The sequence below is a fragment of the Nonomuraea sp. NPDC049625 genome, from assembly GCF_040675285.1.
GTDB classification, from domain to species: Bacteria; Actinomycetota; Actinomycetes; order Streptosporangiales; family Streptosporangiaceae; genus Nonomuraea; species Nonomuraea angiospora_A.
This window is the reverse complement of sequence record NZ_JBFAOQ010000002.1, coordinates 110539-133577: the sequence shown is the minus strand read 5'-3', so window position 1 is coordinate 133577 and position 23039 is coordinate 110539. Positions and strand designations below refer to the sequence as shown.

Genomic DNA, 23039 nt, shown 5'->3' with positions numbered 1-23039 from the left:
CATGAAGCAGTACGTGCTCAGCATGCAGCAGCCCGACGGGCCCCCGCCCCCGCCCGAGGTCCTGGACCCGATCATGCGCGACATCGGCGCCGTCGAACAGGAGATGCGGGACGCGGGCGTCTGGGTATTCTCGGGCGCGCTCCGGTCACCTTCCAGCGCCCGCGTGGTGCGGATGAGCGACGGCGAGCCGCTCACCACCGACGGCCCTTACGTGGAGGGCAAGGAGCACATCGGCGGTTTCACGATCATCAAGGCGCCCGACATGGACGCGGCCCTGGAATGGGCCCGCAAGCTGGCCGGGGCCGTGGCCCTGCTGCCCATCGAGGTCCGCGAGTTTCAGGGAGCCGTCTAGAGCACCGGCAGGTAGCGGCCGAGCTCGAACTCGGTGACGTGCCGTCGGTATTCGCGCCACTCCGCGCGCTTGTTGCGCAGGAAGAAGTCGAAGACGTGCTCCCCGAGCGTCTCGGCCACCAGCTCGCTCTGCTCCATCACCGCGATCGCGTCGTTGAGGGAGCCGGGCAGCGGCTGGATGCCGAGGGCCCGCCGCTCGGCGCTGGTCAGCGTCCACACGTTGTCCTCGGCGGCGGCGGGCAGCTCGTAGCTCTCCTCGATGCCCTTCAGGCCCGCGGCCAGGATCAGCGCGAAGGCGAGGTACGGGTTGCACGCCGAGTCGAGCGACCTGAACTCGATGCGTGTCGAGCCGCCCTTGTGCGGCTTGTACATCGGCACCCGGACCAGGGCGGAGCGGTTGTTGTGGCCCCAGCACACGTAGGAGGGGGCCTCGCCGCCCTGACCCGCGATGGCCTCGGCGCCGCCCCAGAGCCGCTTGTAGGAGTTGACCCACTGGTTGGTGATGGCGGTGATCTCGGCGGCGTGCTTGAGCAGCCCGGCGATGAACGAGCGGCCGATCTTGGACAGCCGGTATTCGGACCCGGCCTCGTAGAAGGCGTTGCGGTCGCCCTCGAACAGCGACATGTGGGTGTGCATGCCGGAGCCGGGGTGCTCGGTGAACGGCTTGGGCATGAAGGAGGCCCAGATGCCCTGCTCCAGGGCGACCTCCTTCATGACCAGGCGGAAGGTCATGATGTTGTCGGCCGTGGTCAGCGCGTCGGCGTAGCGCAGGTCGATCTCCTGCTGGCCGGGGGCGCCCTCGTGGTGGCTGAACTCCACCGAGATGCCCATCGACTCCAGCATCAGCACCGCCTGGCGCCTGAAGTCGTGGCCCGCGCTGTGCGGCGTGTGGTCGAAGTAGCCGCCGGAGTCGATCGGCTCGGGCCGCTCGCCGGCCTCCGGGCGGTTCTTCAGCAGGAAGAACTCGATCTCCGGGTGGGTGTAGAAGGTGAAGCCCATGTCGGCGCACTTGGCGAGCGTGCGCTTGAGCACCCAGCGCGGGTCGGCGTGCGACGGCGAGCCGTCCGGCATCAAAATGTCGCAGAAGATGCGGCCCGCGCCCGGCGTCTCGCTGCGCCAGGGCAGGATCTGGAACGTGGCCGGGTCGGGCTTGGCGAGCATGTCGGACTCGTAGACACGCGCGAAACCCTCGATGGCCGAGCCGTCGAAACCTATGCCCTCGGCGAACGCGCCTTCCAGCTCGGCCGGGGCGATGGCCACTGACTTGAGGAAACCGAGCACGTCAGTGAACCACAGCCGGATGAACCGGATGTCGCGTTCCTCGAGCGTGCGGAGCACGAACTCCTGCTGGCGGTCCACGGCGTCCCCTCTATCTGTCCGTACAGGTCCAGCTACCAGCATGCCGCGCCCGTGTTTCGCACACGTTACGGGGGGTGCCGGTGCGAGCCTCGCTGACAAAGGCCCCGCCCCGAGCTTACTGTGATCACGCAGTCAGTCTCGGGGGAGGCATTGGTGGCTATCGACCTGCTCAATCACAAGCTAGATCGGGCATTCGACCACATCGACGCGAGTGGCAACGGCGTCGTCGAGCGGGAGGACCTGCTGGGTCTGGGCGCCCGCATCCTGGTGGGCTTCGGGGAGTCCCCCACCTCGGTCACCGGGGCCAGCCTCGTCGACGGCTTCGACGAGATCTGGTCGGCGCTGTCGAAGGCGCTCGAGCGCGACATCGACTTCGGGATCGCGCGCCCGGACTTCCGGGCCGGGATGGTGGCGGCGTTCGTCACGGGCGACCAGTACGACGCGGTGTTCAGGCCCGCGACGGTGGCGGTCGCCGAACTGTGCGACGGCGACGGCGACGGGGAGATCGGCCCGGGCGACTTCCGCACGATGCTGAGCGCGTTCGGCGTGGCGTACGACGACGTCGACGCGGCCTTCGACCGCCTCGACCGGGAGGGCAGGGGCACGCTCACCGTGGACGAGCTGGTCCAGGCCGCCTCCGACTACTACCGCGGCGCCGACCCCAATGCCGCGGGCAACTGGCTCTTCGGCCCGCTGTGAGGGCGGGCGTGAGGACCGGCGAGAAGACCGCTGTGAAGAGCACTGCTGACACCACCGCGAGCCCCACCGTGTTCGCGACGGTGCGTACCGCGCTGCGTTCGGCCCTGACCTCGGTGCTGCCGCTGCCGCGCAGGGGCGGCTCGGCCGCGATGGCGCTGCTGCCGCTCACCGAGCGGGTGCCCGCGATGGCGGCCCCGTGCCGGATGCACCCGGCCGTGTACGCGATCGAGGCCGCGGTCATCGACTGGGCCAGGAGGACCGGGCTGCGGGCCGCCCCCGGCGTGGGCTACCACCGGATGGCGGGCCGGGCGTTCGCCGAGTTCGACGCGGCCGCGGCGGCACTGTTCGCGCAGTGGCTGACGTGGCTGTTCCACCTGGACGACGAGCTGGACGAGGGCTCCTGCCCGCTGGACATCTTCGACGGCATGCTCAGGGGCGCGGCCAGGCATCCGCTGGAGGCGGCGTTCGCGGACCTGTGGCGGGTGACGAGCGCGCGGATGAGCGACCGGTGGCGGGCCAGGTTCGCGGTCGGGTTGCGGCGCCAGCACGACGCGTGCCGTACCGAGGCCGACAACCGGGCGGCGGGCCGGATGCCGACGCTGGAGGAATATCCGGCGCTGCGCAGGGGCACCGTGGGGCCGTACCTCTACGACCTGGTCGAGCCGTGCCTGCGGGTCGAGGTGCCCGTGTGGGTGCACGAATGCGAGCCGTGGCAGCAGCTGGTGAGCGCGTGCAGCGACGTCACGGCGTGGTGCAACGACGTGGCCTCCCGGCCGAAGGAGCGCGGCGACGTGCACAACTTCGTGGTGCTCGCGATGCGCCAGCTCGGGCTGGGCGAGCGTGAGGCGACGGCCTGGGTGCTCGACCGGATCGCCGCGCGCTGCCAGGACATGCACAAGGCCGCCAGGCGGCTGCCGCTGGACGATCTGGCGCCGAAGGAGGCGAGGGACGTCAGCAAGGTCGCCTGCGCGTACCTGGCGGCGCCGCGCGCCCACCTCGACTGGCTGCTGGAGTCCAAGCGCTACGCGTGACCCGCCAGCGTGTCGCCCGTGGGGGTGCGGCGGTAGACGACCTGTTTGCCGACCCGCATCCCCACCGTGAGCCCGCCGCCGCTGAGCACCCCGAGGTGCTGGCTGACCGCGCCGGGCGTGAGCGCCATGCGGGCGGCCAGGGCCGAGGTCGTGGCGGGCTCGGCGAGGGCGAGCAGGATCTGCGCCCGGCTCCTGCCGATCAGCGCGGCGAGCGCGCCGGGCGCGGGCGGCGGGCCCTGCTCCCACAGCGTGCCGACGCCGAGCACGGGGTAGACCAGCATCGACTGGTACGGCGCCGTCATCACCGCCACGGCGGCCGGTCCCCAGAACGCGCTGGGCACCAGCACCAGCCCGTCGCCGTGCAGGCCGCCCGCCTCGCACCAGGGCCGGTCGATGAGCAGCCGCTCCCCCGTCCACACCACGGCCGGATCGAGCGCGGCGAACAGCTCGCGCGCCCCGCCCTGGGCGAGCTGCCGTGACCGGCGCAGCACGTCCCGTTCGAGCAGCCCGTACACGCGGGGCCAGAACTCCGCGAAGCACGCCTCCCAGTACGCCTCCAGCGTGGCGGCGACCCTGGCCACGCCCGCCTCGGGGTCGGCCATGAACCGCTCCAGCACGGCCCGGTCGGTCCCCACGATCTTCGCCGCCTCCTCGCGGGCCTGCCCTGGATCCGCGTTCCTGACCCGCTCCAGCTCGGCGGCGAACTCCGGCATCGGCGTGTCGGGCGGCGGCGTGATGAAGTCGGCCATGTAGCCGGTCGCGGGCACGAGCGCGAACAGCTCGGCCAGGTCCAGCGCCGCCAGGCGGGGGCGTACGGCCTTGAGCCAGGGCAGGTGGATCGACTGCCTGGACGGCCCCTGGAGGGTGCGCAGGCTGGCGACCAGCTCCCACATCGGCGAGAACGCGAACCGGATCCGGGCCACGTCCTCCGGCTTCAGCATCCACTCGATCGGCATGCTTTTAGCCTGCACTAAATCGTTCGCCCCCACAAACCTGGCATATCAGGCTTTGTCGCGTGTCGAGCACAACTCTTGAGCGAAGGTCGTTTTTCCGGTCCCAGATCGGCGGGCTGCCCCGCGCGTTCTGGGCCCTTTGGGGCGGCACGGTGGTGAACCGCCTGGGCACCATGGTCCTGCCCTTCACCGGCGTCTACCTGACGCAGAGCCGCGGCCTGTCGGTGGCGGCGGCGGGCCTGGTGATGGGCGTGTTCGGGGTGGGCTCGCTGCTGTCGCAGCTGGTCGCGGGGGTGCTCACCGACCGGATCGGGCGCCGCGCCACGCTGTCGGGCGGGATGCTGGCCACGGCCGCGACCATGCTGGCGCTCGGCTACAGCACCTCGCTGCCGGCGGTCGTGGCCTCGATGCTCGTGCTCGGCCTGGTGATGGACATCTACCGGCCCGCCTCGTCCGCCCTCGTCGCGGACCTGGTCTCGCCCGAGGAGCGGCCCCGGGCGTACGGGCTGCTGTTCTGGGGGATCAACCTCGGGTACGCGGTCGGCGTGACGGCCGGGGGCTGGCTGGCCGGCCTCGGGTTCCTCTGGTTGTTCTGGATCGACGCGCTGTCCAGCGTGGTCTTCGCCGTGCTGGTGTGGCGGGCCGTCCCCGAGACCAGGCCGGCGGCGCGGGAGTCCGCGGGCGGGTTCGGCGTGGTGCTGCGGGACCGGGTGATGATCGGGTTCACGCTGGTGGCGCTGGGGAACGCGCTGGTCTACTCGCAGACGTTCACCATGCTGCCGGTGGCGATGACGAAGGTCGTGGGGCTGTCGGCCGGGGAGTTCGGGGTGGCCATGGCCCTGAACGGGATCCTGATCGTCATCGTGCAGCCCCTGGTGTCGGGGTGGCTGGGGCGCCGGGACCCCGCCCGCATGTTCGCGCTGGGGCTGGCGGTGATGGCGCTCGGGTTCGCGATGACGGCGTTCGTCGAGACCACCTTCGGGCTGGTGGTGACGATCGTGGTGTGGACGGCGGGCGAGGTCATCACGGCGGGCATCCCGGGCGCGATCGTGGCCACGCTGGCGCCGGCCGAGCTGCGGGGGCGGTATTCGGGGCTGTTCGGGTTCTCGTGGTCGCTGGCGGCGGTGCTGGCGCCGCTGATCGGCGGGCGCCTGCTGGAGATCGGCTCCCAGGCCCTGTGGTTCACGATCGGCGGGGTGGGGGTGCTGTCGGCCGCGGGCATGCTGCTGCTCGGACCCGCGATCAGACGCCGCTGACGGCGTCGCGGGCAGCGGGAGACTCGTACCTTGGGAGAATTCGCCATATACCCAGGAACCGTCTCCCTCTAAAGTTACGCCTGACATGCTGACATTCACCGCGCTGGGACCGTTCCAGGCCTGGGCCGACGGCGCCCCTCTCGATCTCGGCGGCCAGCGGCAGCGGGCGGTGCTCGCGCGCCTGCTCGTCGCCGGCGGCCGCGCCGTACCCGTGAACACCCTCATCGACGAGCTCTGGCCGGGCGCGCCGCCCGCACAGGCCCTGTCCACCATCCAGGGATACGTCTCCCGCCTGCGCCGCGCCCTCGAACCCGATCGCGCGCCCCGCGAGGAGGCCCGCGTCCTGGTCTCCGCACCGCCCGGATACGCCCTGCGGGCCGCGACCGAGCAGGTGGACGCGTGGCGGTTCGAGGCCCTGGTGAAGTCGGAAGGCGACCCGGGCCGGGTGTGGGCGGCCATGGACACGGCGCTGGAGCTGTGGCGGGGGCCCGCGCTGGCCGAGTTCGGCGAGCTGAGCTGGGCCGCCACGGAGGCGGGCAGGCTGGAGGAGCTGCGCCTGATCGCCGTCGAGCGCCGGGCCGGGGCCGGCCTGGCGCTGGGCCGGGCGACGTCGCTGGTGGCCGACCTGGAGGCGCACGCGTCGGCGTACCCGCTGCGGGAGGAAGCCTGGCGGCTGCTCGCCACGGGCCTGTACGGGCTCGGGCGCCAGGGCGACGCGCTGGGGGCGCTGCGCAGGGCGCGCTCGGTGTGGCGGGACGAGCTGGGCCTCGACCTGTCGGCCGGGCTGCAGCGCCTGGAGGCCGACATGCTCGCCCAGCGCCTGGAGTCCCCGGCCCCCGAGGAGCAGGTTCTGGTGGAAGCGCCCGCCGCCGTTTCCGCCACCGTTTCCGCCACCGTGCCCGGCACCGCGCCGCTGCGGGTCGTGGTGGCCGACGACCAGGCGCTCGTACGGGCGGGCGTGCGGGCGATGCTGGACGCCGAGCCCGGGGTGACGATGGTCGGCGAGGCGACCAACGGCGAGGAGGCGATCGCGCTCGTGGCCGAGACCGGCCCCGACGTGGTGCTGCTCGACATCCAGATGCCCCATCTGGACGGCCTGGCCGCCGCCCGCCGCATCCTGTCCGAAAACCGGCCGCCGAAGGTGATCATGATGACCACGTTCGGCAGCGACGAGAACCTTTATGCGGCACTGCGTGCAGGAGTGAGTGGATTCATCCTGAAAACGTCGGCTCCCGAGCAGTTCCTGGCCGCGATCAGGGCCGCGTCCGCCGGGGACGCGCTCATCGACCCGACGATCACCACCCGGCTGATCGCGGGGTTCGCGGGACGCGTCGACCCGGCCTCTCCCCCGGCGCTGGCCGGGCTCGCCGACTCCCAGCTCGACGTGCTGAAACTCGTCGCCCGCGGCCTGACGAACCGCCAGATCGGCCAGACGCTCTCCTTGTCCGAGGAGGAGGTGGCCATCATGGTCAAGTCGCTCTTGGAGCATCTCGGGCTGTTCGACCGCGCACAGCTGGTTATGGCCGCTTATGAGTCAGGTTTTGTGACACCCGGGGAAAAGACTTCCTTTTCGTCGCTTTGACGATAAAAATCGCGCCGTACTAGGCTTGGCGACGTGGCACAACTGCGTATCGCCCTGGCCCAGATGAACCCGTCCGTCGGCGACCTTGACGGCAACGCCGAGCGGCTGATCGCGTGGACCCGCGACGCCGCCGATCGTGGAGCCCACCTCGTCGTCTTCACCGAGATGTTCCTCACCGGCTATCCCGTGGAGGACCTGGTGCTGCGTACGTCCTTCGTGGACGCCAGCATCCGGACCCTGGAGGAGGTGGCGCGCAGGCTGGAGCGGGAGGGCCTGGGCGACCTGCCGGTGGTGGTCGGCTACGTGGACCGCGCCGGGCTGGCGCCCAGGGTCGGCCAGCCGAAGGGCGCCCCGCTGGACGCGGCCGCTGTGCTCCACAAGGGCCAGGTGGTGACCCGTACGGCCAAGCACCACCTGCCCAACTACGGGGTGTTCGACGAATACCGCTACTTCGTGCGCGGCGACCGGCTGCCGATCTTCCGGCTGCACGGCGTGGACGTGGCGATCGCGGTGTGCGAGGACCTCTGGCAGGAGGGCGGCCCCGTGTCCGTCGTGGGCCAGGCGGGTGCCGGGCTGCTGATCTCGCCGAACGCCTCGCCGTACGAGAAGGAGAAGGACGACGTACGCCTGGAGCTGTGCGCGCGCCGGGCCCGCGAGGCGGGCTGCGCCCTCGTCTACGTCAACCAGGTCGGCGGCCAGGACGAGCTGGTCTTCGACGGCGACTCGATCGTGGTGGACGCCTCGGGCGAACTGGTGGCACGGGCGGGCCAGTTCCGGGAGGAGCTGCTGACCGTCGATCTGGAGCTGCCGGTCTCGGACGCCGAGCCGGGCTTCTTCCCGTACGACGCGGGCGACGGCTCCACCATCACCATCGAGCGCCTGGTGCTCTCCTCGGACCCCCTGGAGCCGTACGAACCGGCTCCCGCGGCGATCGCGGAGCACCTCGACCTGCACGGCGAGGTGTACGCGGCCCTGGTCCTGGCGGTGCGGGACTACGTGGCCAAGAACGGCTTCCAGTCGGTCATCCTGGGCCTGTCCGGCGGCATCGACTCGGCCCTGACCGCCACCATCGCCTCCGACGCCATCGGCCCCTCGCGCGTCAACGTGGTCCTCATGCCGTCCCGCTACTCCTCGGACCACTCCCTGGCCGACGCCGAGGAACTCGTCCGCAGGCAGGGCGTCAACTCCCGGATCGCCCCGATCGCCGACATCGTCGACGCCATCGAGAAGGAGATCGAGCTCTCGGGCCTGGCGGCCGAGAACCTCCAGGCGAGGGTACGCGGCATGATCCTCATGGGCCTGTCGAACCAGCACGGCCACCTGGTCCTGACGACCGGCAACAAGAGCGAGCTGGCGACGGGCTACTCGACCCTCTACGGCGACTCGGCCGGCGGCTTCGCCCCCATCAAGGACGTCCCGAAGACGATGGTGTGGGAACTGTCGAGGTGGCGCAACGCCAATTCGCTGCCGCAATTCCTGCTCGACGCGAAAACCCCCATTCCCGAAAATTCCATCACCAAGGAGCCGAGCGCCGAGCTCCGCCCCGACCAGCGCGACACGGATTCCCTTCCGCCGTACGAAATCCTCGACCGCCTGCTGGACGATTACGTGGAGAAGGACATGGGCTCGACGGAGCTCATCGCGGCCGGCCACGATCCGGAGCTGGTCACGAGGATCATCAGGCTGGTCGACCTGGCCGAGTACAAGCGCCGCCAGTATCCGCCCGGCCCCAAGATCACCCCGAAGAACTTCGGCCGCGACCGCCGCCTCCCCATCACCAACAGATGGCGCGAAACCGCCGATTAATCGGCCATAGGGCTCTTATCCCAACACGACGATCAACCCAAGAAATAGCCATTACCTCGCCGCTAATATGGCCCGGCCGATCCTTCGGACGCCGGGCCTTATCAGCGGAAGAGGCGCACCATGACATTTCTGATGATCGTGCTCGGGGTTGTGGTCGCCGGCTCGGCCGTGGCCGTCGGGGCGCTGCTCGGCCCGGTCACCCGCCGGATGACCGCGGACGTCAAAGCGCTTGCGCCGGACCAGCGGGCCGAGGCGGTGACCGCCACCCGGACGATGCTCATGCAGGTCGGCTCCCTCGTCACCGCCGCGCTCTCCCTCGCCGGCCTGGTCGGCACGTTCTACTTCAGCTCCCAGACCGTCTCGCTCGAGACCCAGAAGCAGTTTCAGGCGCGCTACGACCAGGCGCTGAAGGACCTCAGGTCCAGCGACTCCAGCGCCCGGGTCCAGGGCCTCTACGAGCTGGAGGACATCTCCCACGAGGCGCCGCCCTTCGCCTGGAAGGTGACCCTGAGCATCGCCGCGTACCTGCAGGACCGGGCCCGCGGCCAGGCGACCCCCCGCCCCCACCTGACCGTCGAGGCCGCCCTGACCGTGCTCGGCCGCCGCGACCGCAAGTCCGACCGCGGCCCCGTCTCCACCGGCCCCGTGGCCGCCGACGGCGTCACCCTCCGCACCACCGACCTGTCGGGCACGGACCTGCGCGGCATCGACTTCACGGACGCCACCCTGTCCCAGGCCCGCTTCACCAACGCCGACCTCCGTACGGCCCACTTCAAGAACGCCGCCCTTGCTCAAGCCCGCTTCACCGGCGCCGACCTCCGGACAGCCGACTTCACCGGCGCCGACCTCCGCCAGGCCGACTTCACCGGCGCCCAACTGGACGGCACAACCTTCCGCAAGGCCCACCTGGAAGGCGCACTCGGCCTACCGTCCTGAGGGCTGACCCTGAGTCGCACATCGCTCACCGAACACTCCGAACGGTGTCAAGCATTCTGGTCCCCCTCGCTCACGCCGCACCCGGACGACACGGCTCGTGCCCGAGGTCCGCGGCCCGGGACCCGTCCTCCGCGGTCCGTCCTCCGCGGTCCGTCCTCCGCGGTCCGTCCTCCGCGGTCCGTCCTCCGCGGTCCGTCCTCCGTGCTCCGCGACCCGTGCTCCGCGGTCCTGGAACCCGGGGTCCGGGACCCAGGGTCCGTGGTCCGCGGTCCGTCGTCCCGGGGATCCATGACCCGTGGACCCGTGGACCCGTGGACCCGTGGACCCGTGGCCCCTGGCCCGTGGCCCGGGGTCGGGGTCCGGGGCCGTGCCCCGCGGTCCTGTGCCCGTGGCCCGCAGCCCGTGGCCCGCAGCCCGTGGCCCGTCCTCCGGCGTCCGGGGATGCGGGGTCCGGGGATGCGGGGTCCGGGGATGCGGGGTCCGGGGATGCGGGGTCCGGGGTTCCTCCCGCCCGGAGTTCCTCCCGCCCGCAAGTGTCCGGTCCGGCCTTAACGGTCCGATGTCCCTGCCCATCGCTCCGGCAGCCCTAGCCCGACCACCCCCCAGCGCCCCTCTCGGCCGACCACCCCCCAGCGCCCCTCTCGGCCGACCACCCCCGACGACCCCCTCCAGCGGACCTCTCCCGGCAGATCCAACCGACCCCCTCCGACAGACCTCCCCCACGCGAGGGAAAGCCTCTCGCCAGACGCCTGCCGGAAACTACGTCACCCGGCGAGGGGCTCGTCGTCGCAAAGCGACCTATCCGTCGCGGGACGCTGACACCAGGCCCGCCTCGTAGGCGATGATGACGAGCTGAACGCGATCACGGGCGTGCAGCTTGGTCAGCAGCCTCGTCACGTACGCCTTGATCGTGGCAACGCTCAGAACCAGGTCGGTGGCGATCTCCGTGTTGGACAGCCCACGGGCGATGAGGGTCAGCACCTCGCGTTCCCGATCGGTGATGCCGTCGAGGGACCGATGGTGAGGACCGGGCTGAGGGCGAGCAGCGAACTCCTCGATCAGCCGACGGGTGACACTAGGCGCGATCAGGGCATCTCCCGCAGCGACCACGCGAATCGCCGCAAGAATGTCATCAAGCGCCATGTCCTTGACGAGAAACCCCGACGCCCCGGACCGCAACGCCCCGTACACGTAATCGTCCTCGTCGAACGTCGTCAGGACGATGACGCGGGCATCGGTGGGGCCGGCCGTGATCAAACGGGTGGCCTCGATGCCGTCCATGCCAGGCATGCGGATGTCCATCACCACAACATCGGGCCGCAGTTCCTCGGTCTGGCGAACCGCCTCCGTGCCCGTTCCCGCCTCGCCGACGAGCTCGAGATCCGGCGCGTCGGTGATGACCATCTGCAGGGCGGTCCGAATGAGCGGCTGGTCGTCGGCCAGCAGGACACGGACGTTCATCGCACCCGCGCCGGTGCGGGCAAGCGTGCCACCACCCGAAACCCGCCTTCCTGACGTGGCCCGGCAGATAAGACGCCATGCAACAGAGCCACTCGTTCGCGCATCCCGACCAGACCATACCCAACCCCCGCCTTACGCCCCCGACCTGGCCCTCGGCCACCCCCAAACCCAAAACCACGCCCAGCACCAGAGCCGGAGCTATGGGCAGTGACAGCACCGAACCCAGGCCCGGAGCCCCGACTGAGGCTGGCGTCGGAACTGGAACCGAAGGGGGAAGTGGGGTCGACGGCGGAGTTGAGATCGTGAGCGGGAGCTGCGGCAACGCCCCGGCTGGGGTCCGGGGAAGAACCCGAACCGGGGTCCAAGGAAGGACCCGGACTACGGCCCAAGGAAACGCCCGCACCAGAGTCCGAGGCCAAGGCCAGACTGCGGCCCGAAGAAAGACCTGAACTCGAGCCCGCGGAAAGATCCGAACCGGAGTCCGAGGAAGGAGCCGGACTACGGTCCGAGGAAAGAACCAGACTGGGACCCGAGGGAAGGGCCGGGATGGTGCCCGAGGAAAGAGCCAGACTAGGGTTCGGGGGAAGGCTGGGGTGGGGGCTGGGTGCGGGGTCGATGACCTCGATGGCCAGCTCCTCATCACCGAAGTCGATGGTCACCTGGCACGAGGGGTGCTCGGCGTGGCGGGTGACGTTGGTGACCGCCTCCTGGACGATGCGGTAGGCGGACATGTCGATCTCCGGGGGGAGCGAACGCCGTACACCCCGCCAGCGCACCTGGACCCGAACACCGGCAGCCGTCGTCGTCGCGGCAAGCCGCTCCAGGTCAGCCAGCCCAGCCGGGGCAAGGCCCGAGTCGAGCGGGGCTGTCGAAGGTGCGGGGCCTGCTTCTACCGGCGCGGAGCGGTTGGACGACGCGTCCGGTCGCTGCTCGGTCGGTGCGGGCCGATCGGGCAGCGCGCCCGGTTGCTGGTCGACCGGCATGGAGTGGCCGGACAGCTCGCTCTGCGATGGCTGGGCTGGAATGGGAAGCGTGCCGGGTTGCTGGTCGACCGGTGCGGAGCGGGCGGAGGACTCGCTTTGCGATGGCTGGGCTGGATTGGGGTGAGTGGTGGGTGTCGTTTCTCGTGGGTGGGGTGGCTCGGGGTGACGGAGGGCGCCCAGCATCCGGCGTAGGCCGGACAGTGTCTCGCGGCCGACCGTCTCGATCTCGCCCAGCGCTTCGCGGGCGCGTACGGGCTGAGTGTCGATCACTCGCCGGGCGGCACCCGCTTGCAGGGCGATGATGCCGATGCTGTGCGCGACCATGTCGTGGAGCTCGCGGGCGATCCGGAGGCGTTCGCTGGTGATGGCTTGGGCGGTGGCCTGGATCCGCAGGCTCTCGGCGTGGTCATGGGCCTGGTGCACCGAGCGGCCGACCAGCCAGGCGATGACGGCCGTCATGGCCACGGCGAGCTCCGCCGAGGTCCCGACGACCCAGCCGAAGAGCAGCCGCGTCCCTAGATAGCCCGCCAGCGTGATGAGCGCCATGATGATGGCGGTGATGCTCGTACGGCGTGGGGCGGTGGCCGCGATGAAATAAAGGGCGGCGTCGACTGCCAGGAACTGGGCCGAAGGGATCTCTGCTACGCCCAGGGGCATGCACGCCACGGCGGAGGCGGCCAGCAGCAGGGTCAGGGCCGGGAGTGGGCGGCGGTCCAGCAGGATGCTGCCCGCCACGACCAGCGCGGTGGCCACGATCAGGAACGACAGGCCGTCCCAGCGGTAGAGCAACGCACCGGGGCTGTAGGTGGGCTCCGCCTCCCCTGGCAGCCTGACGCGCATCAGGAACGTGAGCGCCAGGCCCGCACACCAGGCCAGTGCCGTCCAGAGGCCGGACGGCACCCGCCTCAGGAGCGGGAGGGGTGGGGTGACCTGCATGGGCCGATGGTAGCTGCGTGATGTTGGGCGGGGCATCGGACCACGGTCGTACATCTTGGGTCCACCCTGGGTCGTTGGAATGCGGTCGTGGGTTCGATGTGGCGGGGATGTCGGGTGCGGCAGCGTCGCCTGGGTGATCGAAGTCAATGAAGAAGTCCCACGTCGCGGGACCGCGACCCGAGCCGGCCGGGCGACACAAGCAAGGCCGCCACGGTGGTCAGCCAGGCGGACGTGGTGGTGCTCGAGGCCGACGGGCTGGTCGGTCAGGCAAACACCGTCCAACGCGAAGCCAGCGACGTGGCGCACCTGGCCGAGAGGGATGCCACCGCCGAACGCGAGGCGAGCAGCGTGGAACGCGAGGCCGGCAAGCTGGTCGGCCAGGCAAACACCGACCAGCGCGAAGCCAGCAGCGTGGTACGCCCGGTTGGCGAGGACGGCGCCGCCGAACACGTGGCGAGCAGCGTGGTGCGCGAGGCCGACAAGCTGGTCGGACGGGCAAACACCGTCCAACGCGAAGCCGGCGGCGTGGTGCGCCCGGATTGCGTGGGGGTGTGGGAGGAGGTGGCTGAGGGCTAGGGAGGGGGGAGCGCTTCGGGGACGGAGTTGGCGGCGTTTTCTGGTTGGTGCGTTTGTCGCTGTCGCCGTGGGCGTGCCGGTTTCGGGGGCGGCGTGGCCGGGGGCCGTGGCGGCGCCCGTACCCGATCATCTCGGGCCGCTCCGGAGCGCCGCTCCCGCTGCCCTTGCGCGGCGGTATGCCGCGAGCAGGGAGGACATCCGGGCGGCTGAGCGGATGGCGGTCCGGTACGGGCATCTGTGGCGGGCTGCGATGTTGCGGGACATGGCGGATGCGTCCCGCCGGTTCCTGGCCTTCGACGGGCGTGATGGCGGCCGGGCCGTCGAGGTATTTGGCGATCTGGCAACGGCCGGCAGGATCGCCGTCCTGGTGCCCGGCTCCGACACCAATCTCGACAAGTACGGACTCCTTCGCGGCGGAGCCATGCGGCTGCGGGAGGCGCTCGGGGAGCGGGCCGCCGTCATCGCATGGCTCGGGTACCGGACCCCGAGCACCGTCAGTCTGGCCGCGATGTCGGCCGGCTGGGCCGATGGGGCCGTCCCAGGGCTGCGGGCGTTCGTACGGGAGCTCGCCGCCGCCAAGCCTGCCGCCGCGATCTCGCTGCTGTGTCACTCGTACGGTTCCGTGGTGTGCGCGCGGGCCGCGCCCGGGCTGGATGTCGGCAACATCGTCCTGTACGGGAGCCCCGGCGTGATCGCGCCCGACGTCGCCGCCCTGCGGACGAGGGCCACCGTCTGGGCCGGCCGGGGCGGCGGGGACTGGGTCGCGCGCATCCCGAACGTACGGCTCCGTCTGCCCTTCCTCACTGCCGGGTTCGGCACCGATCCGGTGTCCCCGAGGTTCGGTGCCCATGTCTTCGCGGCGGGCGGCGGTGGGCACAGCGACTATCTCAGGTCCGGTTCGCCGGCATTGGAGAACATCGCCAGGATCGTCACCGGCCAGGCCGTCCGCGAGGTGGGCCGTCATGCGTGACCCCGCTAACACGGACGCGACTGTCGTCCGGCCCGGGCGGCGCCGGGCCCTCGCGCCCTCTCGTGACCTCGGGCGGCGCGCTGTCCACGGCGGCTCGCCCGAGCAGCGTTGCGCTGACGAGCCGGTGCGCAACCTCGCATCGCGGGTCGGCCGCGCCGCCGCGACCGGGCGGCGCCGCGTACTCGCGCCGTTGCGTGACCTCGTGCGGCGGGTCGAGCGTGACACCCCGCCCGATCGTGACCGCGCCATCGACGCTCTCCGGGCGGTGGCCATCGGTGGTGTCGTGCTCGGGCACTGGCTGGTGACGGCACTGGTGCCCGACAGCGGCGCGATACGGGTGGCCAGCCCGCTGCGGTACATGCCGCAGCTGGCCCCCGCGACCTGGCTGTTCCAGACGCTGGCGATGTTCTTCCTCGTGGGCGGGTACGCGGCGGCGAGGAGCCGGGGCGCGGCGGCCGGGACGTACCGGCAGTGGCTGGGCGCCCGGCTGGCGCGGCTGTTCCGGCCGGTCGGCGTCGTGCTGGCGGTCTGGAGCGTGACGGTGGCCGGGATGCTGGCCGCAGGAGCCGACACCGTGACCGTGGCCAGGCTGGTCAAGCTGGTGCTGTCGCCGATGTGGTTCCTGGTGGTGTTCGCGGTGCTGACGACGGCGACTCCCCTGGTGGCCCGGTTACACCCGATGTGGCCGCTGGTGACCGTCGCGGTGATCGATCTGGTCCGGTACGGCGTGGGCGGGTCCTCGTGGGCCGACGCCGTCAGCGTGCTCGCCGGGTGGCCGGCGTCCCTCGGACTGAGTGAGCCGCTCAGCTCCACAAACGTCCTGGCCAACTGGCCGGCGTCCCTCGGGCTGAGCGACTCGCTCGGATCCATAAAGGTCCTGGCCGGGTGGCTGGAGTCCCACGGACTGAGCGAGTCGCTCGGCTCCGTGAACGTCGTGGCCGGGTGGCTGGTGCCGTACTGCCTGGGGGCGGCCTGGGCACGCGGAGCGCTGCGGAGTCGTACCGCCGGGTGGGTGTTGTTGGTCGGCGGGGCGGTGGGAGCGGTGGGGCTGGTGGTCGGGGCGGGGTATCCGGCGGCCATGGTCGGGGTGCCCGGCGCCGCCGTCTCCAACCTCGACCCACCTACGCTCGCGGCCGTCTCCTTCGGCCTGGCCCAGTGCGGGGCTGCCCTGCTCCTGCTCGGCCCGCTGCGCCGGGCGCTGCGGCGGCCGGTCGTGTGGGCGGCGGTGGCACTGGTGAACCTGTCCGCGATGACGATCTTCCTGTGGCACCAGAGCGCGATGATCCTGGTCACCGCGCTCGGGCTGCTCGCGGGCGAAGCCCTCCCCGGCCTGCACACGGTGCCCGACGGGCCGGAGTGGGTGCTGGCCCGGCTGGGCTGGGTGCCGGTGTTCGGGCTGGCGCTGGCGGTGTGCTGGGTCGCGTTCCACGCTCGCGAGCGGGCGCCGTCCAGGAAGACGAGCTTGGCGAACGCGTAACCAGTAGGTTACGCTTTCACCGTGGACGAGGTGGCAGGGGCGATCGCGGACCCGGTGCGGCGGCAGATTTTGGAGATGCTCAGGGACGGGCGACTGTCCGCTGGGGACGTCGCCGAGCGGTTCGCCATCAGCCGGCCCGCCGTGAGCAGGCACCTGCGGGTGCTCAGGGAGAGCGGGCTGGTTCGCGCGGAGCTGATCGGCAGGCAGCGCTTCTACGCGCTCGAACCCGAGCAGTTCGACGAGCTCATCACCTGGCTCGCCCAGTTCGGCCGGCCCTCCGGGTGGGAGCACCGCCTGGACGCGCTGGAGACCGAGGTCTACCGGACCCGCCGCGAGCGCCGCCCGACCACCGGGACCAAGAGCAGCAGAGAGGAAGAATCAGCATGAACCGCATCCCCACCGGCCGGTTGTTCGGGACGAGCGAGGGGAGCGACCTCGTTCTCAGCCGGACGTTCCGCGCGCCCGCCGAGGACGTGTGGGCCAGCATCACCGAACCCGACCGCACCGCCCGCTGGTTCGGCCCGTGGGAGGGTCACGGCGCGCCCGGCCAGACGATCAAGGTCCGGCTGGTGTACGAGGAGCAGGCCCCCTGGTCCGAAATGCGCATCGAGGCATGCGAACCGCCGAGGCGGCTGGCCCTGTCCGCGCTGGACGAGTTCGGGGCCTGGCGGATCGAGCTGCTGCTGGAGGAGCGCGACGGCACGACGGAGCTGCGGTTCGTCCACCATCTCGACACCGAGGACGCGATCGGCGAGGTCGGCCCCGGCTGGGAGTACTACCTCGACATGCTCGTGGCCTCCCGCGACGGCTCCCCCACGCCGGACTTCGACGACTACTATCCCTCGATGCGGCCCTACTTCCTCGGGTTGCCCCAGCAGGACTGAGAGCTGTCCCGGCAGGGCTGAGGACTGTCCCGGCAGAGCTGAGGGATTGCCTCCCGCAAGGGCTGAGGCATTGTCTCCCGGCAGGCTGATGGATTGTCGGTGGCGGCTGGCACAGTGGGCGCGTGCCTCAACCGCTCAAGGACATGATCAACGCCGAGTCCATATCCGTGCTGGCCGACGGGCTGGCCGCCGCCTGGTCGCCGTTCCCACGGGCCGCTTTCACCGCGCGCGCCCTGACAGGGCTGGACGGATTCGAGCTCAAGGACCGCGTCCGGCATGTCGCCGCGGCCCTGCACGACGCGCTGCCGCTGCCCTACCCGCAGGCCGCCGAGGTCGTGCGCGAGTGCGCCTCGCGGGTCGCGCTGGACATGTGGAGTGGCTGGCCGGCCACCGATCACACGGCCGTCCAGGGGCTCGATCACCTGGAGGCAGGGATGGGCACGCTGGCCGTGCTCACGCCGTACGCGACAGGCGAGTTCGCCGTACGGCCCTACCTGGAGCGTTATCGCGACGACGCGCTCAAGATCATGTACGGCTGGGCGGAGTCCCCCGACGAGCATCTGCGCCGCCTGGCCTCCGAGGGGTCGCGCCCGCGGCTGCCGTGGGGCGCCCGGGTGCGCTGGCTGATGGCGCCGGGGCCGACCCTGCCCCTGCTCGACCGGCTGCGCGACGACCCGAGCGAATACGTCCGCCGCTCGGTCGCCAACCACGTCAACGATCTGGCCAAGGACCATCCGGAGATGGCGCTGGAGCTGCTGGCCCGGTGGCGTTCCGACGGCGGCTCGCACGTGGAGAAGGTGCTGCGGCACGCCGTACGCGGGCTGCTGCGCTCCGGCCATCCCGAGGCGCTGGCGCTGATGGGCGCCACCCCGGGCAGCGGCGCGGTCGACCTGCTGGCCCTCGATTCCGACACGGTGGCCGTCGGCGGGAGGCTGGCCTTCGCCGTCACGGTCACGGCGGGCGCGCCGGGTCCTGTGCTGCTCAAGTACGCGATCCGGCGGGCGGGCTCGCGCCGGGTGTTCCACCTGGGCCGGCGGGAGGCGGAGGGGCCGGGCACGACGTTCACCGTGCGCAAGAGCCATTCCTTCCGCCCGGTCACCACCCGCGACGAGCCGCCGGGCACCCGGGAGCTCGACGTGATCGTCAACGGCCGGGTGGCGGCCAGCGCCGCGTTCACACTGGTGGAATCATGACCGTCGACCTGCTCCGTGTCGAGCTCGGCGTCATCTGGCATCTCGACGACCGAGGCCGCCTGCCGGGGCCTGAGGAGCTGGTGATCGGCGTGGCGGCCGACGGCATGACCGCCGCGGTCCGCGCCGACGTGCCCGACCCGGTCGCCACGCAGCTTCTCGACCTCGTCTCCCAAGGCGTCCCGTCGTCCCCCGGCCACCCGCCTGACATCCTGGCGCGGTGTGACGCCCTGCTGGGCGGCGGGCGGGCGGTGTCCGGAGGGCCGTGCTATCTGGTGCGTCCGCCGCTCAGGTTCGAGGCGCCCGCCGAGGTCGTCAGGTCGGACGACCCGTCGCACGCCGCACGCCTGAGACCGCTGCGCCCCGCGGAATGGGAGCCCGCGGAGTGGGACGAGCTCCTCGCCGGCGGCGCGGGCGCGCCCTGGGCGATGATCGTCGAGGACGGACAGGTGGCCGCGATCTGCCACAGCGCCCGGCTGACCCCCGAGGGGGCCGAGGCGGGCACCTGGACCTCGCCCGCCTTCCGGGGCCGCGGGTACGCGGCGGCGACCACTGCCGCGTGGGCCGGCCTGCTGCCGGGCATCCGCCTGTTCTACAGCACCAGTGCCGACAACCACTCCTCCCAGCGGGTGGCCGGACGGCTCGGGATCGACGCGATCGGCCGGCTCTGGAAACTCACACCCCGCGACTCGACCGCCTCACCGACGTGATGCCCTGCTCTGGAAACTCACACCCCGCAGCTCGGCAGCCTGATGCCGTGCCGTCGCCGGCTCCTGCGGCTCGACAGCCTCACGGACGTGATGCCGTGCCGTCGTGGAGGACTTCCCGTTCCCACCGTTCCCGAGGCTGGCTGTGCAGGCGCCAGTAGTGCTCGGCGATGTCGTCGGGGTCGAAGGCCGTGCCGGGCGCGACCGGTCCGGCCACGGTGACGCTGGCCACGTGCACCCCCGAGGGCCCGTACTCCTGATCGAGCAGCGCCGCCAGCGTCCGCACGCCCGCCTTGCCGAGCGAGAGGCTGACGTACCGGGCCTTGGGCTCGGGCATCCCCCCGGTGATGAGGAACGACCCGCTGCCGCGCCGGGCCATCGCGGGCGCCACGTGCGCGGCCGCGACGAGCGCCCCCACCACGTTCACGGCCCAGGCGTCCAGCTGGGCCCGCACGCTCACCTCGCCCGGCGCGTCCGGCCGGATGATCGCGGCGTTGTAGACCACGGCGTCCGGCGTGCCCAGCTCGGCGGCGGCCGCGCCGAGGGCCGCCCTGAGCTGGTCCTCGTCGGCGCTGTCGGCCTTGTACGTGAGCACCCCGTCCAGGTCGAGCGTCGTGCCGGTACGCGAGACGAGCACGACCGGCAGCCCCTCCCGCGCGAACCGGCGGGCGACGGACCGGCCGATCCCCGGCCCCGCTCCGATGATCACAACTCCAGGCATCATCGGCTCCTTTCCGTTGTTGTGATCGGAAGCTAAGGCGTCACATTGATGTGAAGGTCAAGGAGCACATGAAGATCGGAGAGCTGGCCCGCCGCACCGGGGTGAGCAGGCGGCTGCTGCGCTACTACGAGGAGCAGGGGCTGCTGCGGCCGGTGCGGCTGCCCAACGGCTACCGCGAGTACGGCGAGCCGGACGTGGCGTCGGTGCGCCACATCCGTACGATGCTCGCCGCCGGACTCCCGACGACCGTCATCGCCCTCCTGCTCCCCTGCGTCCACGACGACGGCGACGCGATGGTGCCGACGGCGTGCCCGGGCATGGTGAACAACCTGCGGAAAGAGCGCGAGCGCATCGCCGGGACGATCGAGCGGCTGCAGACGTCCCAGCGTGCCCTCGACACCATGCTCGCCACCGTCCTGCCGCCCGCCTAGTGCCGGGCAGGGCCGGGGCGCAGGTCGGTTCGCGCCTCGCCCGTGGCCGGGTCGTACGGGTAGGAGACGTGCTGGTGGATCATCACCCAGGAGCCGTCACGCCGCTCGAACACCCGCGTCCCCCGCGACCACGTCTCGCCGCCCCCGCCAACGCGCACCCGGTTCAGCCCCCACGCGACCGCGAGGTCCTCCCGCGCCATGACCCTCAGCTCCGGCATGTCGAAGCGGACGTCGGGGCCCTCGTCGAGGCCGCGCGCGCAGACCTCCCGCACCGCTTCGACGCCCACGTACTCGAGCGGCACGTCGTGCTCGTACGACACGACGTCGTCGGCGATGGCGGCCATCATGCCGTCCAGGTCCTTGGCCGCGGTGCCCGCGTACCACCGCTCGTGCACCCCGCGCACCTCCCGCACGGCCGCCCCGTCGTCGGCGATCGGGAACGAGTGGTGCTCGTGCGCGACGACCCACCGGCCACCCTCCTCGCGCAGGCCGAGCGTCAGCCGCAGCCGCCGGTCGTCGGCGGGCATGCCGCACCGCAGCAGCGCGTACGCGAAGGCGACGCCGTCACCGGCGACGACGTCCAGCGACTCGATCTCGAACGCCGCCCCTTGCGCCTGCCACTCGAAGAACGGCGGCCAGGCCTTCTCGTACGCCTCGATGCCGCGAACGTCCTCCGGCACGTCGAACATCACGATGTCCGCCGCGTGGTCCGCGAGGACCGTCTCCAGGTCGCCGCGGTGCACCGCCTCGGCCCAGCGCAGGACGAGGTCGCGGATCTGGTCTTCGTTCGTGGACATGGGTGGGGTCCTTCCGGGTCGATACCTTCGTTCCGGACGTACAACCCGGGCGGATCCCGAAACTCATCGCACTTCCTCGGGAAGGCCGAAACCGGCGAAATCGGCCTCCAGGAACGACACCACCTCCGCCACCTGACCGCCCCGCACCACTAGCAGGTCCAGCCCGGCCGGGAGGTAGGCCGCCCGCTTCTCGTCCCACATGTACGTGCCGAACGCCAGCTGCCCGTTGGCCCGCGCGGGCAGCATCCGCCAGCGCTCCTTGAGCGGCCCGCCGAGCAGGAACCCGCGGATGCCGTCGCGCCCCTCGAACCAGGCCGTCAGCGGCGGCATCGAGTACTTCGCGTCCTCGGCCAGCATGGCCACGATGGCGTCCACGTCCCCGGCCTCCCAGGCGGCCGCGTACCTGCGGGCCAGCTCCCGGCTCCCCGCCTCGCCCAGCTCGCCGAGGGTCTGCCGCTGGGTGCTCGGGGGAAGCAGCTCGGCGAGGTTCTTCCTGGCCCGTTGGAGAGCGCTGTTGACCGCCGCGACCGTGGTGTCCAGCAGGTCGGCGACCTCGCGGGCGGCGTACCCGAGGACGTCGCGCAGCAGCAGCACGGCCCGCTGCACGGCCGACAGGTGCTGCAGCGCCGCCACGAACGCCAGCTCCACGCTCTCCCTGGCCACCGCCCGCGCCTCGGGCCCGAGTCCCGCCGTCCAGGCCATCAGACTGTCCGGGTACGGCTCCAGCCACGCCACCTCGCCACCGGCCGGGTCGAGATCGGCGGGGAGCTCTCGGCGGCTCCGGCTTTCGATGATCGTCAGCGCCCTGTTCGTCGCGATCCTGTACAACCACGGTCTGATCGACCCGCGGTCCTCGAACCGCGCCAGGTTCCGCCACGCCCGGTCCAGCGTGTCCTGCACGGCGTCCTCGGCGTCGTGGACGGACCCCAGCATCCGGTAGCAGTGGGCCCGCAGCTCGTCCCGCAGCGGCCCGACCAGCCGCCCGAACGCCAGGTCGTCCCCACCCCGCGCCGCGGCCAGCAACTCCGCCGCCGCCGAGGCCTCGCCCACCGCCGCCTCACCCGCCGCCGTCGCCTCGCCCGCCATCGCCTGTCCCCCTCCCGGTGCGCCCAAGCTACCGCGCCCGGATCGCCGCGCTCTGCCACGATTGAGGGGAGATGACGACACACTGCGCCCTCTGTGGCGGCGGCACCGTGACTCCGGACGGCCACTGCTGGGACTGCGGCCAGGCCCAACCGGCCTTCCGCTCACATCTGGAGATCACGACCGGCGGCGGGGCGGGGGTCAGCGACCGCGGGCTGCGGCGCGGCGTCAACGCCGACGCGATGGCGCTGGCCGGGGACAGCGCTTGGACGATCGGTGTGGTGTGCGATGGCGTGTCCATGTCGCCCCGCTCCGAGCGCGCCGCCCGCATCGCGGCCGACACGGGCGCGTCCACCCTGGTGGCGCGACTGCGGGCGGGCGCGCTGCCGGAAACCGCGCTCGCCGACGCCGCGACCCGCGCGGGCCGGGCGGTCGCCGCCCTGGCCGAGTCGGCGCACGCCGCGCCGGCCTGCACGTACGTCGCGGGCATCGCCGGCCAGGGCGGGATCTGGGCCTGCTGGATCGGCGACAGCCGCGCGTACTGGCTGCCGGACGAGGGTGCCGGGATGGCGCTGACCGAGGACGACACGGGCGCGCACGAAGCGCTCTCCGCCTGGCTGGGCGCCGACGCCGGCGACCCCGACCCGCGTATCCGCAGCTACCGTCCCCCGGGGCCGGGCCGCCTGCTGCTGTGCACCGACGGCCTGTGGCGGCACCTGCCCGACCTGGACTCCCTGCGTCCCCAAGGCGAGCTGCTAGTGGACGCGCGGGCGCTGGTCGGGCGGGCGCTGGACGCGGGAGGCCACGACAACGTCACCGCGGTGCTCCTCGCGGTCACGGCGTAGACGCG

The 23039-nt window shown here is 71.8% G+C and carries 22 protein-coding genes and 1 pseudogene; 16 read left to right on the top strand and 7 right to left on the bottom strand.

Annotated elements, in window-relative coordinates:
• The first annotated feature begins 1 nt into the window (after position 1).
• The gene (locus tag AB0J87_RS07960) at positions 2-352 is read left to right on the top strand and encodes a YciI family protein (RefSeq protein WP_363963331.1); all 351 of its coding nucleotides are present in this window, start codon (positions 2-4) and stop codon (positions 350-352) included.
• Here the strand turns inward: AB0J87_RS07960 and glnA are convergent.
• A complete protein-coding gene (glnA, locus tag AB0J87_RS07955) occupies positions 349-1710 on the bottom strand; it encodes a type I glutamate--ammonia ligase (RefSeq protein WP_363963329.1) in 1362 nt (453 codons plus the stop codon). The genes AB0J87_RS07960 and glnA overlap by 4 nt on opposite strands.
• A gap of 153 nt (positions 1711-1863) precedes the next feature.
• Between glnA and AB0J87_RS07950 the strand changes: the two genes are divergently transcribed.
• Entirely contained in the window at positions 1864-2409 is a 546-nt protein-coding gene (locus AB0J87_RS07950) for an EF-hand domain-containing protein (RefSeq protein WP_363963327.1), read from the top strand.
• Between the two features lie 32 nt (positions 2410-2441).
• A complete protein-coding gene (locus AB0J87_RS07945) occupies positions 2442-3440 on the top strand; it encodes a terpene synthase family protein (protein WP_363963325.1) in 999 nt (332 codons plus the stop codon).
• Here AB0J87_RS07945 and AB0J87_RS07940 read toward each other — a convergent pair.
• On the bottom strand, positions 3431-4396 hold the full coding sequence (locus AB0J87_RS07940; RefSeq protein ID WP_363963323.1) for a DUF5937 family protein: 966 nt from the start codon (positions 4394-4396) through the stop codon (positions 3431-3433). The two genes, AB0J87_RS07945 and AB0J87_RS07940, sit on opposite strands and share 10 nt — an antisense overlap.
• Before the next feature lie 59 nt (positions 4397-4455).
• Here AB0J87_RS07940 and AB0J87_RS07935 point away from each other — a divergent pair, with 59 nt between their 5' ends.
• From AB0J87_RS07935 to AB0J87_RS07920, 4 genes are all read left to right on the top strand, one after another.
• The gene (locus AB0J87_RS07935; protein WP_363963321.1) at positions 4456-5649 is read left to right on the top strand and encodes an MFS transporter; all 1194 of its coding nucleotides are present in this window, start codon (positions 4456-4458) and stop codon (positions 5647-5649) included.
• 85 nt (positions 5650-5734) lie between these two features.
• Positions 5735-7231 carry a BTAD domain-containing putative transcriptional regulator gene (locus AB0J87_RS07930; RefSeq protein ID WP_363963320.1) on the top strand — a complete coding sequence of 499 codons (1497 nt, stop codon included), beginning with the start codon at positions 5735-5737 and terminating at the stop codon, positions 7229-7231.
• Positions 7232-7264: 33 nt separating this feature from the next.
• Positions 7265-9037, top strand: a complete 1773-nt coding sequence (locus tag AB0J87_RS07925; protein WP_363963318.1) for an NAD+ synthase — start codon at positions 7265-7267, stop codon at positions 9035-9037.
• Between the two features lie 120 nt (positions 9038-9157).
• Positions 9158-9973 (top strand): pentapeptide repeat-containing protein, encoded by an 816-nt coding sequence (locus tag AB0J87_RS07920; protein ID WP_363963317.1) that lies wholly within the window; start codon positions 9158-9160, stop codon positions 9971-9973.
• Positions 9974-10771: 798 nt separating this feature from the next.
• Here the strand turns inward: AB0J87_RS07920 and AB0J87_RS07915 are convergent.
• Entirely contained in the window at positions 10772-11434 is a 663-nt protein-coding gene (locus tag AB0J87_RS07915; protein ID WP_355206217.1) for a response regulator transcription factor, read from the bottom strand.
• A 1154-nt stretch (positions 11435-12588) separates the two neighbouring features.
• Positions 12589-12876, bottom strand: a pseudogene (locus AB0J87_RS07910) (histidine kinase dimerization/phosphoacceptor domain-containing protein); the annotation flags it as partial.
• A 708-nt stretch (positions 12877-13584) separates the two neighbouring features.
• Between AB0J87_RS07910 and AB0J87_RS07905 the strand changes: the two are divergent.
• The 7 genes from AB0J87_RS07905 to AB0J87_RS07875 all read left to right on the top strand — a co-directional run bounded on the left by AB0J87_RS07905 (position 13585) and on the right by AB0J87_RS07875 (position 19160).
• The gene (locus AB0J87_RS07905) at positions 13585-13929 is read left to right on the top strand and encodes a hypothetical protein (protein WP_363963315.1); all 345 of its coding nucleotides are present in this window, start codon (positions 13585-13587) and stop codon (positions 13927-13929) included.
• A gap of 262 nt (positions 13930-14191) precedes the next feature.
• Positions 14192-14899, top strand: coding sequence for an alpha/beta hydrolase (locus tag AB0J87_RS07900; RefSeq protein WP_363963313.1), 708 nt, complete (start codon positions 14192-14194; stop codon positions 14897-14899).
• Complete coding sequence (locus tag AB0J87_RS07895) at positions 14892-16376, top strand: acyltransferase (RefSeq protein ID WP_363963311.1); 1485 nt, start codon at positions 14892-14894, stop codon at positions 16374-16376. The genes AB0J87_RS07900 and AB0J87_RS07895 overlap by 8 nt, the downstream gene beginning before the upstream one ends.
• Positions 16377-16397: 21 nt before the next feature.
• A complete protein-coding gene (locus AB0J87_RS07890) occupies positions 16398-16763 on the top strand; it encodes a metalloregulator ArsR/SmtB family transcription factor (protein ID WP_363963309.1) in 366 nt (121 codons plus the stop codon).
• Positions 16760-17260: an SRPBCC family protein gene (locus AB0J87_RS07885; protein ID WP_363963307.1), complete on the top strand. Its 501-nt coding sequence runs from the start codon at positions 16760-16762 to the stop codon at positions 17258-17260. Before AB0J87_RS07890 ends, AB0J87_RS07885 begins: the two co-directional genes overlap by 4 nt.
• 122 nt (positions 17261-17382) lie before the next feature.
• A complete protein-coding gene (locus AB0J87_RS07880; protein ID WP_363963305.1) occupies positions 17383-18453 on the top strand; it encodes a hypothetical protein in 1071 nt (356 codons plus the stop codon).
• The gene (locus AB0J87_RS07875; RefSeq protein WP_363963303.1) at positions 18450-19160 is read left to right on the top strand and encodes a GNAT family N-acetyltransferase; all 711 of its coding nucleotides are present in this window, start codon (positions 18450-18452) and stop codon (positions 19158-19160) included. The genes AB0J87_RS07880 and AB0J87_RS07875 overlap by 4 nt, the downstream gene beginning before the upstream one ends.
• A gap of 79 nt (positions 19161-19239) precedes the next feature.
• Here the strand turns inward: AB0J87_RS07875 and AB0J87_RS07870 are convergent, their stop codons facing one another.
• Positions 19240-19878 (bottom strand): SDR family NAD(P)-dependent oxidoreductase, encoded by a 639-nt coding sequence (locus AB0J87_RS07870; protein WP_363963301.1) that lies wholly within the window; start codon positions 19876-19878, stop codon positions 19240-19242.
• Between the two features lie 68 nt (positions 19879-19946).
• Between AB0J87_RS07870 and AB0J87_RS07865 the strand changes: the two genes are divergently transcribed.
• A complete protein-coding gene (locus tag AB0J87_RS07865) occupies positions 19947-20309 on the top strand; it encodes a MerR family transcriptional regulator (RefSeq protein ID WP_350728754.1) in 363 nt (120 codons plus the stop codon).
• Here the strand turns inward: AB0J87_RS07865 and AB0J87_RS07860 are convergent.
• On the bottom strand, positions 20306-21106 hold the full coding sequence (locus AB0J87_RS07860; RefSeq protein WP_363963299.1) for a nuclear transport factor 2 family protein: 801 nt from the start codon (positions 21104-21106) through the stop codon (positions 20306-20308). The genes AB0J87_RS07865 and AB0J87_RS07860 overlap by 4 nt on opposite strands.
• A gap of 63 nt (positions 21107-21169) precedes the next feature.
• On the bottom strand, positions 21170-22192 hold the full coding sequence (locus tag AB0J87_RS07855; RefSeq protein ID WP_363963298.1) for a sigma-70 family RNA polymerase sigma factor: 1023 nt from the start codon (positions 22190-22192) through the stop codon (positions 21170-21172).
• Positions 22193-22263: 71 nt separating this feature from the next.
• On the opposite strand from AB0J87_RS07855, the gene AB0J87_RS07850 reads away from it, so the two are divergent.
• Entirely contained in the window at positions 22264-23034 is a 771-nt protein-coding gene (locus AB0J87_RS07850; RefSeq protein WP_363963296.1) for a protein phosphatase 2C domain-containing protein, read from the top strand.
• The last annotated feature ends 5 nt before the right edge of the window (positions 23035-23039 follow it).

Coding starts and splice junctions, on each gene's coding strand:
- AB0J87_RS07895 (WP_363963311.1), top strand. CDS start 14,892: ATGCGTGACCCCGCTAACACGGACGCGACTGTCGTCCGGCCCGGGCGG.
- AB0J87_RS07875 (WP_363963303.1), top strand. CDS start 18,450: ATGACCGTCGACCTGCTCCGTGTCGAGCTCGGCGTCATCTGGCATCTC.
- AB0J87_RS07940 (WP_363963323.1), bottom strand. CDS start 4,396: ATGCCGATCGAGTGGATGCTGAAGCCGGAGGACGTGGCCCGGATCCGG.
- AB0J87_RS07855 (WP_363963298.1), bottom strand. CDS start 22,192: ATGGCGGGCGAGGCGACGGCGGCGGGTGAGGCGGCGGTGGGCGAGGCC.
- AB0J87_RS07900 (WP_363963313.1), top strand. CDS start 14,192: ATGGCGGATGCGTCCCGCCGGTTCCTGGCCTTCGACGGGCGTGATGGC.
- AB0J87_RS07860 (WP_363963299.1), bottom strand. CDS start 21,106: ATGTCCACGAACGAAGACCAGATCCGCGACCTCGTCCTGCGCTGGGCC.
- AB0J87_RS07865 (WP_350728754.1), top strand. CDS start 19,947: ATGAAGATCGGAGAGCTGGCCCGCCGCACCGGGGTGAGCAGGCGGCTG.
- AB0J87_RS07850 (WP_363963296.1), top strand. CDS start 22,264: ATGACGACACACTGCGCCCTCTGTGGCGGCGGCACCGTGACTCCGGAC.
- AB0J87_RS07915 (WP_355206217.1), bottom strand. CDS start 11,434: ATGAACGTCCGTGTCCTGCTGGCCGACGACCAGCCGCTCATTCGGACC.
- AB0J87_RS07930 (WP_363963320.1), top strand. CDS start 5,735: ATGCTGACATTCACCGCGCTGGGACCGTTCCAGGCCTGGGCCGACGGC.
- AB0J87_RS07960 (WP_363963331.1), top strand. CDS start 2: ATGAAGCAGTACGTGCTCAGCATGCAGCAGCCCGACGGGCCCCCGCCC.
- AB0J87_RS07920 (WP_363963317.1), top strand. CDS start 9,158: ATGACATTTCTGATGATCGTGCTCGGGGTTGTGGTCGCCGGCTCGGCC.
- AB0J87_RS07870 (WP_363963301.1), bottom strand. CDS start 19,878: ATGCCTGGAGTTGTGATCATCGGAGCGGGGCCGGGGATCGGCCGGTCC.
- AB0J87_RS07885 (WP_363963307.1), top strand. CDS start 16,760: ATGAACCGCATCCCCACCGGCCGGTTGTTCGGGACGAGCGAGGGGAGC.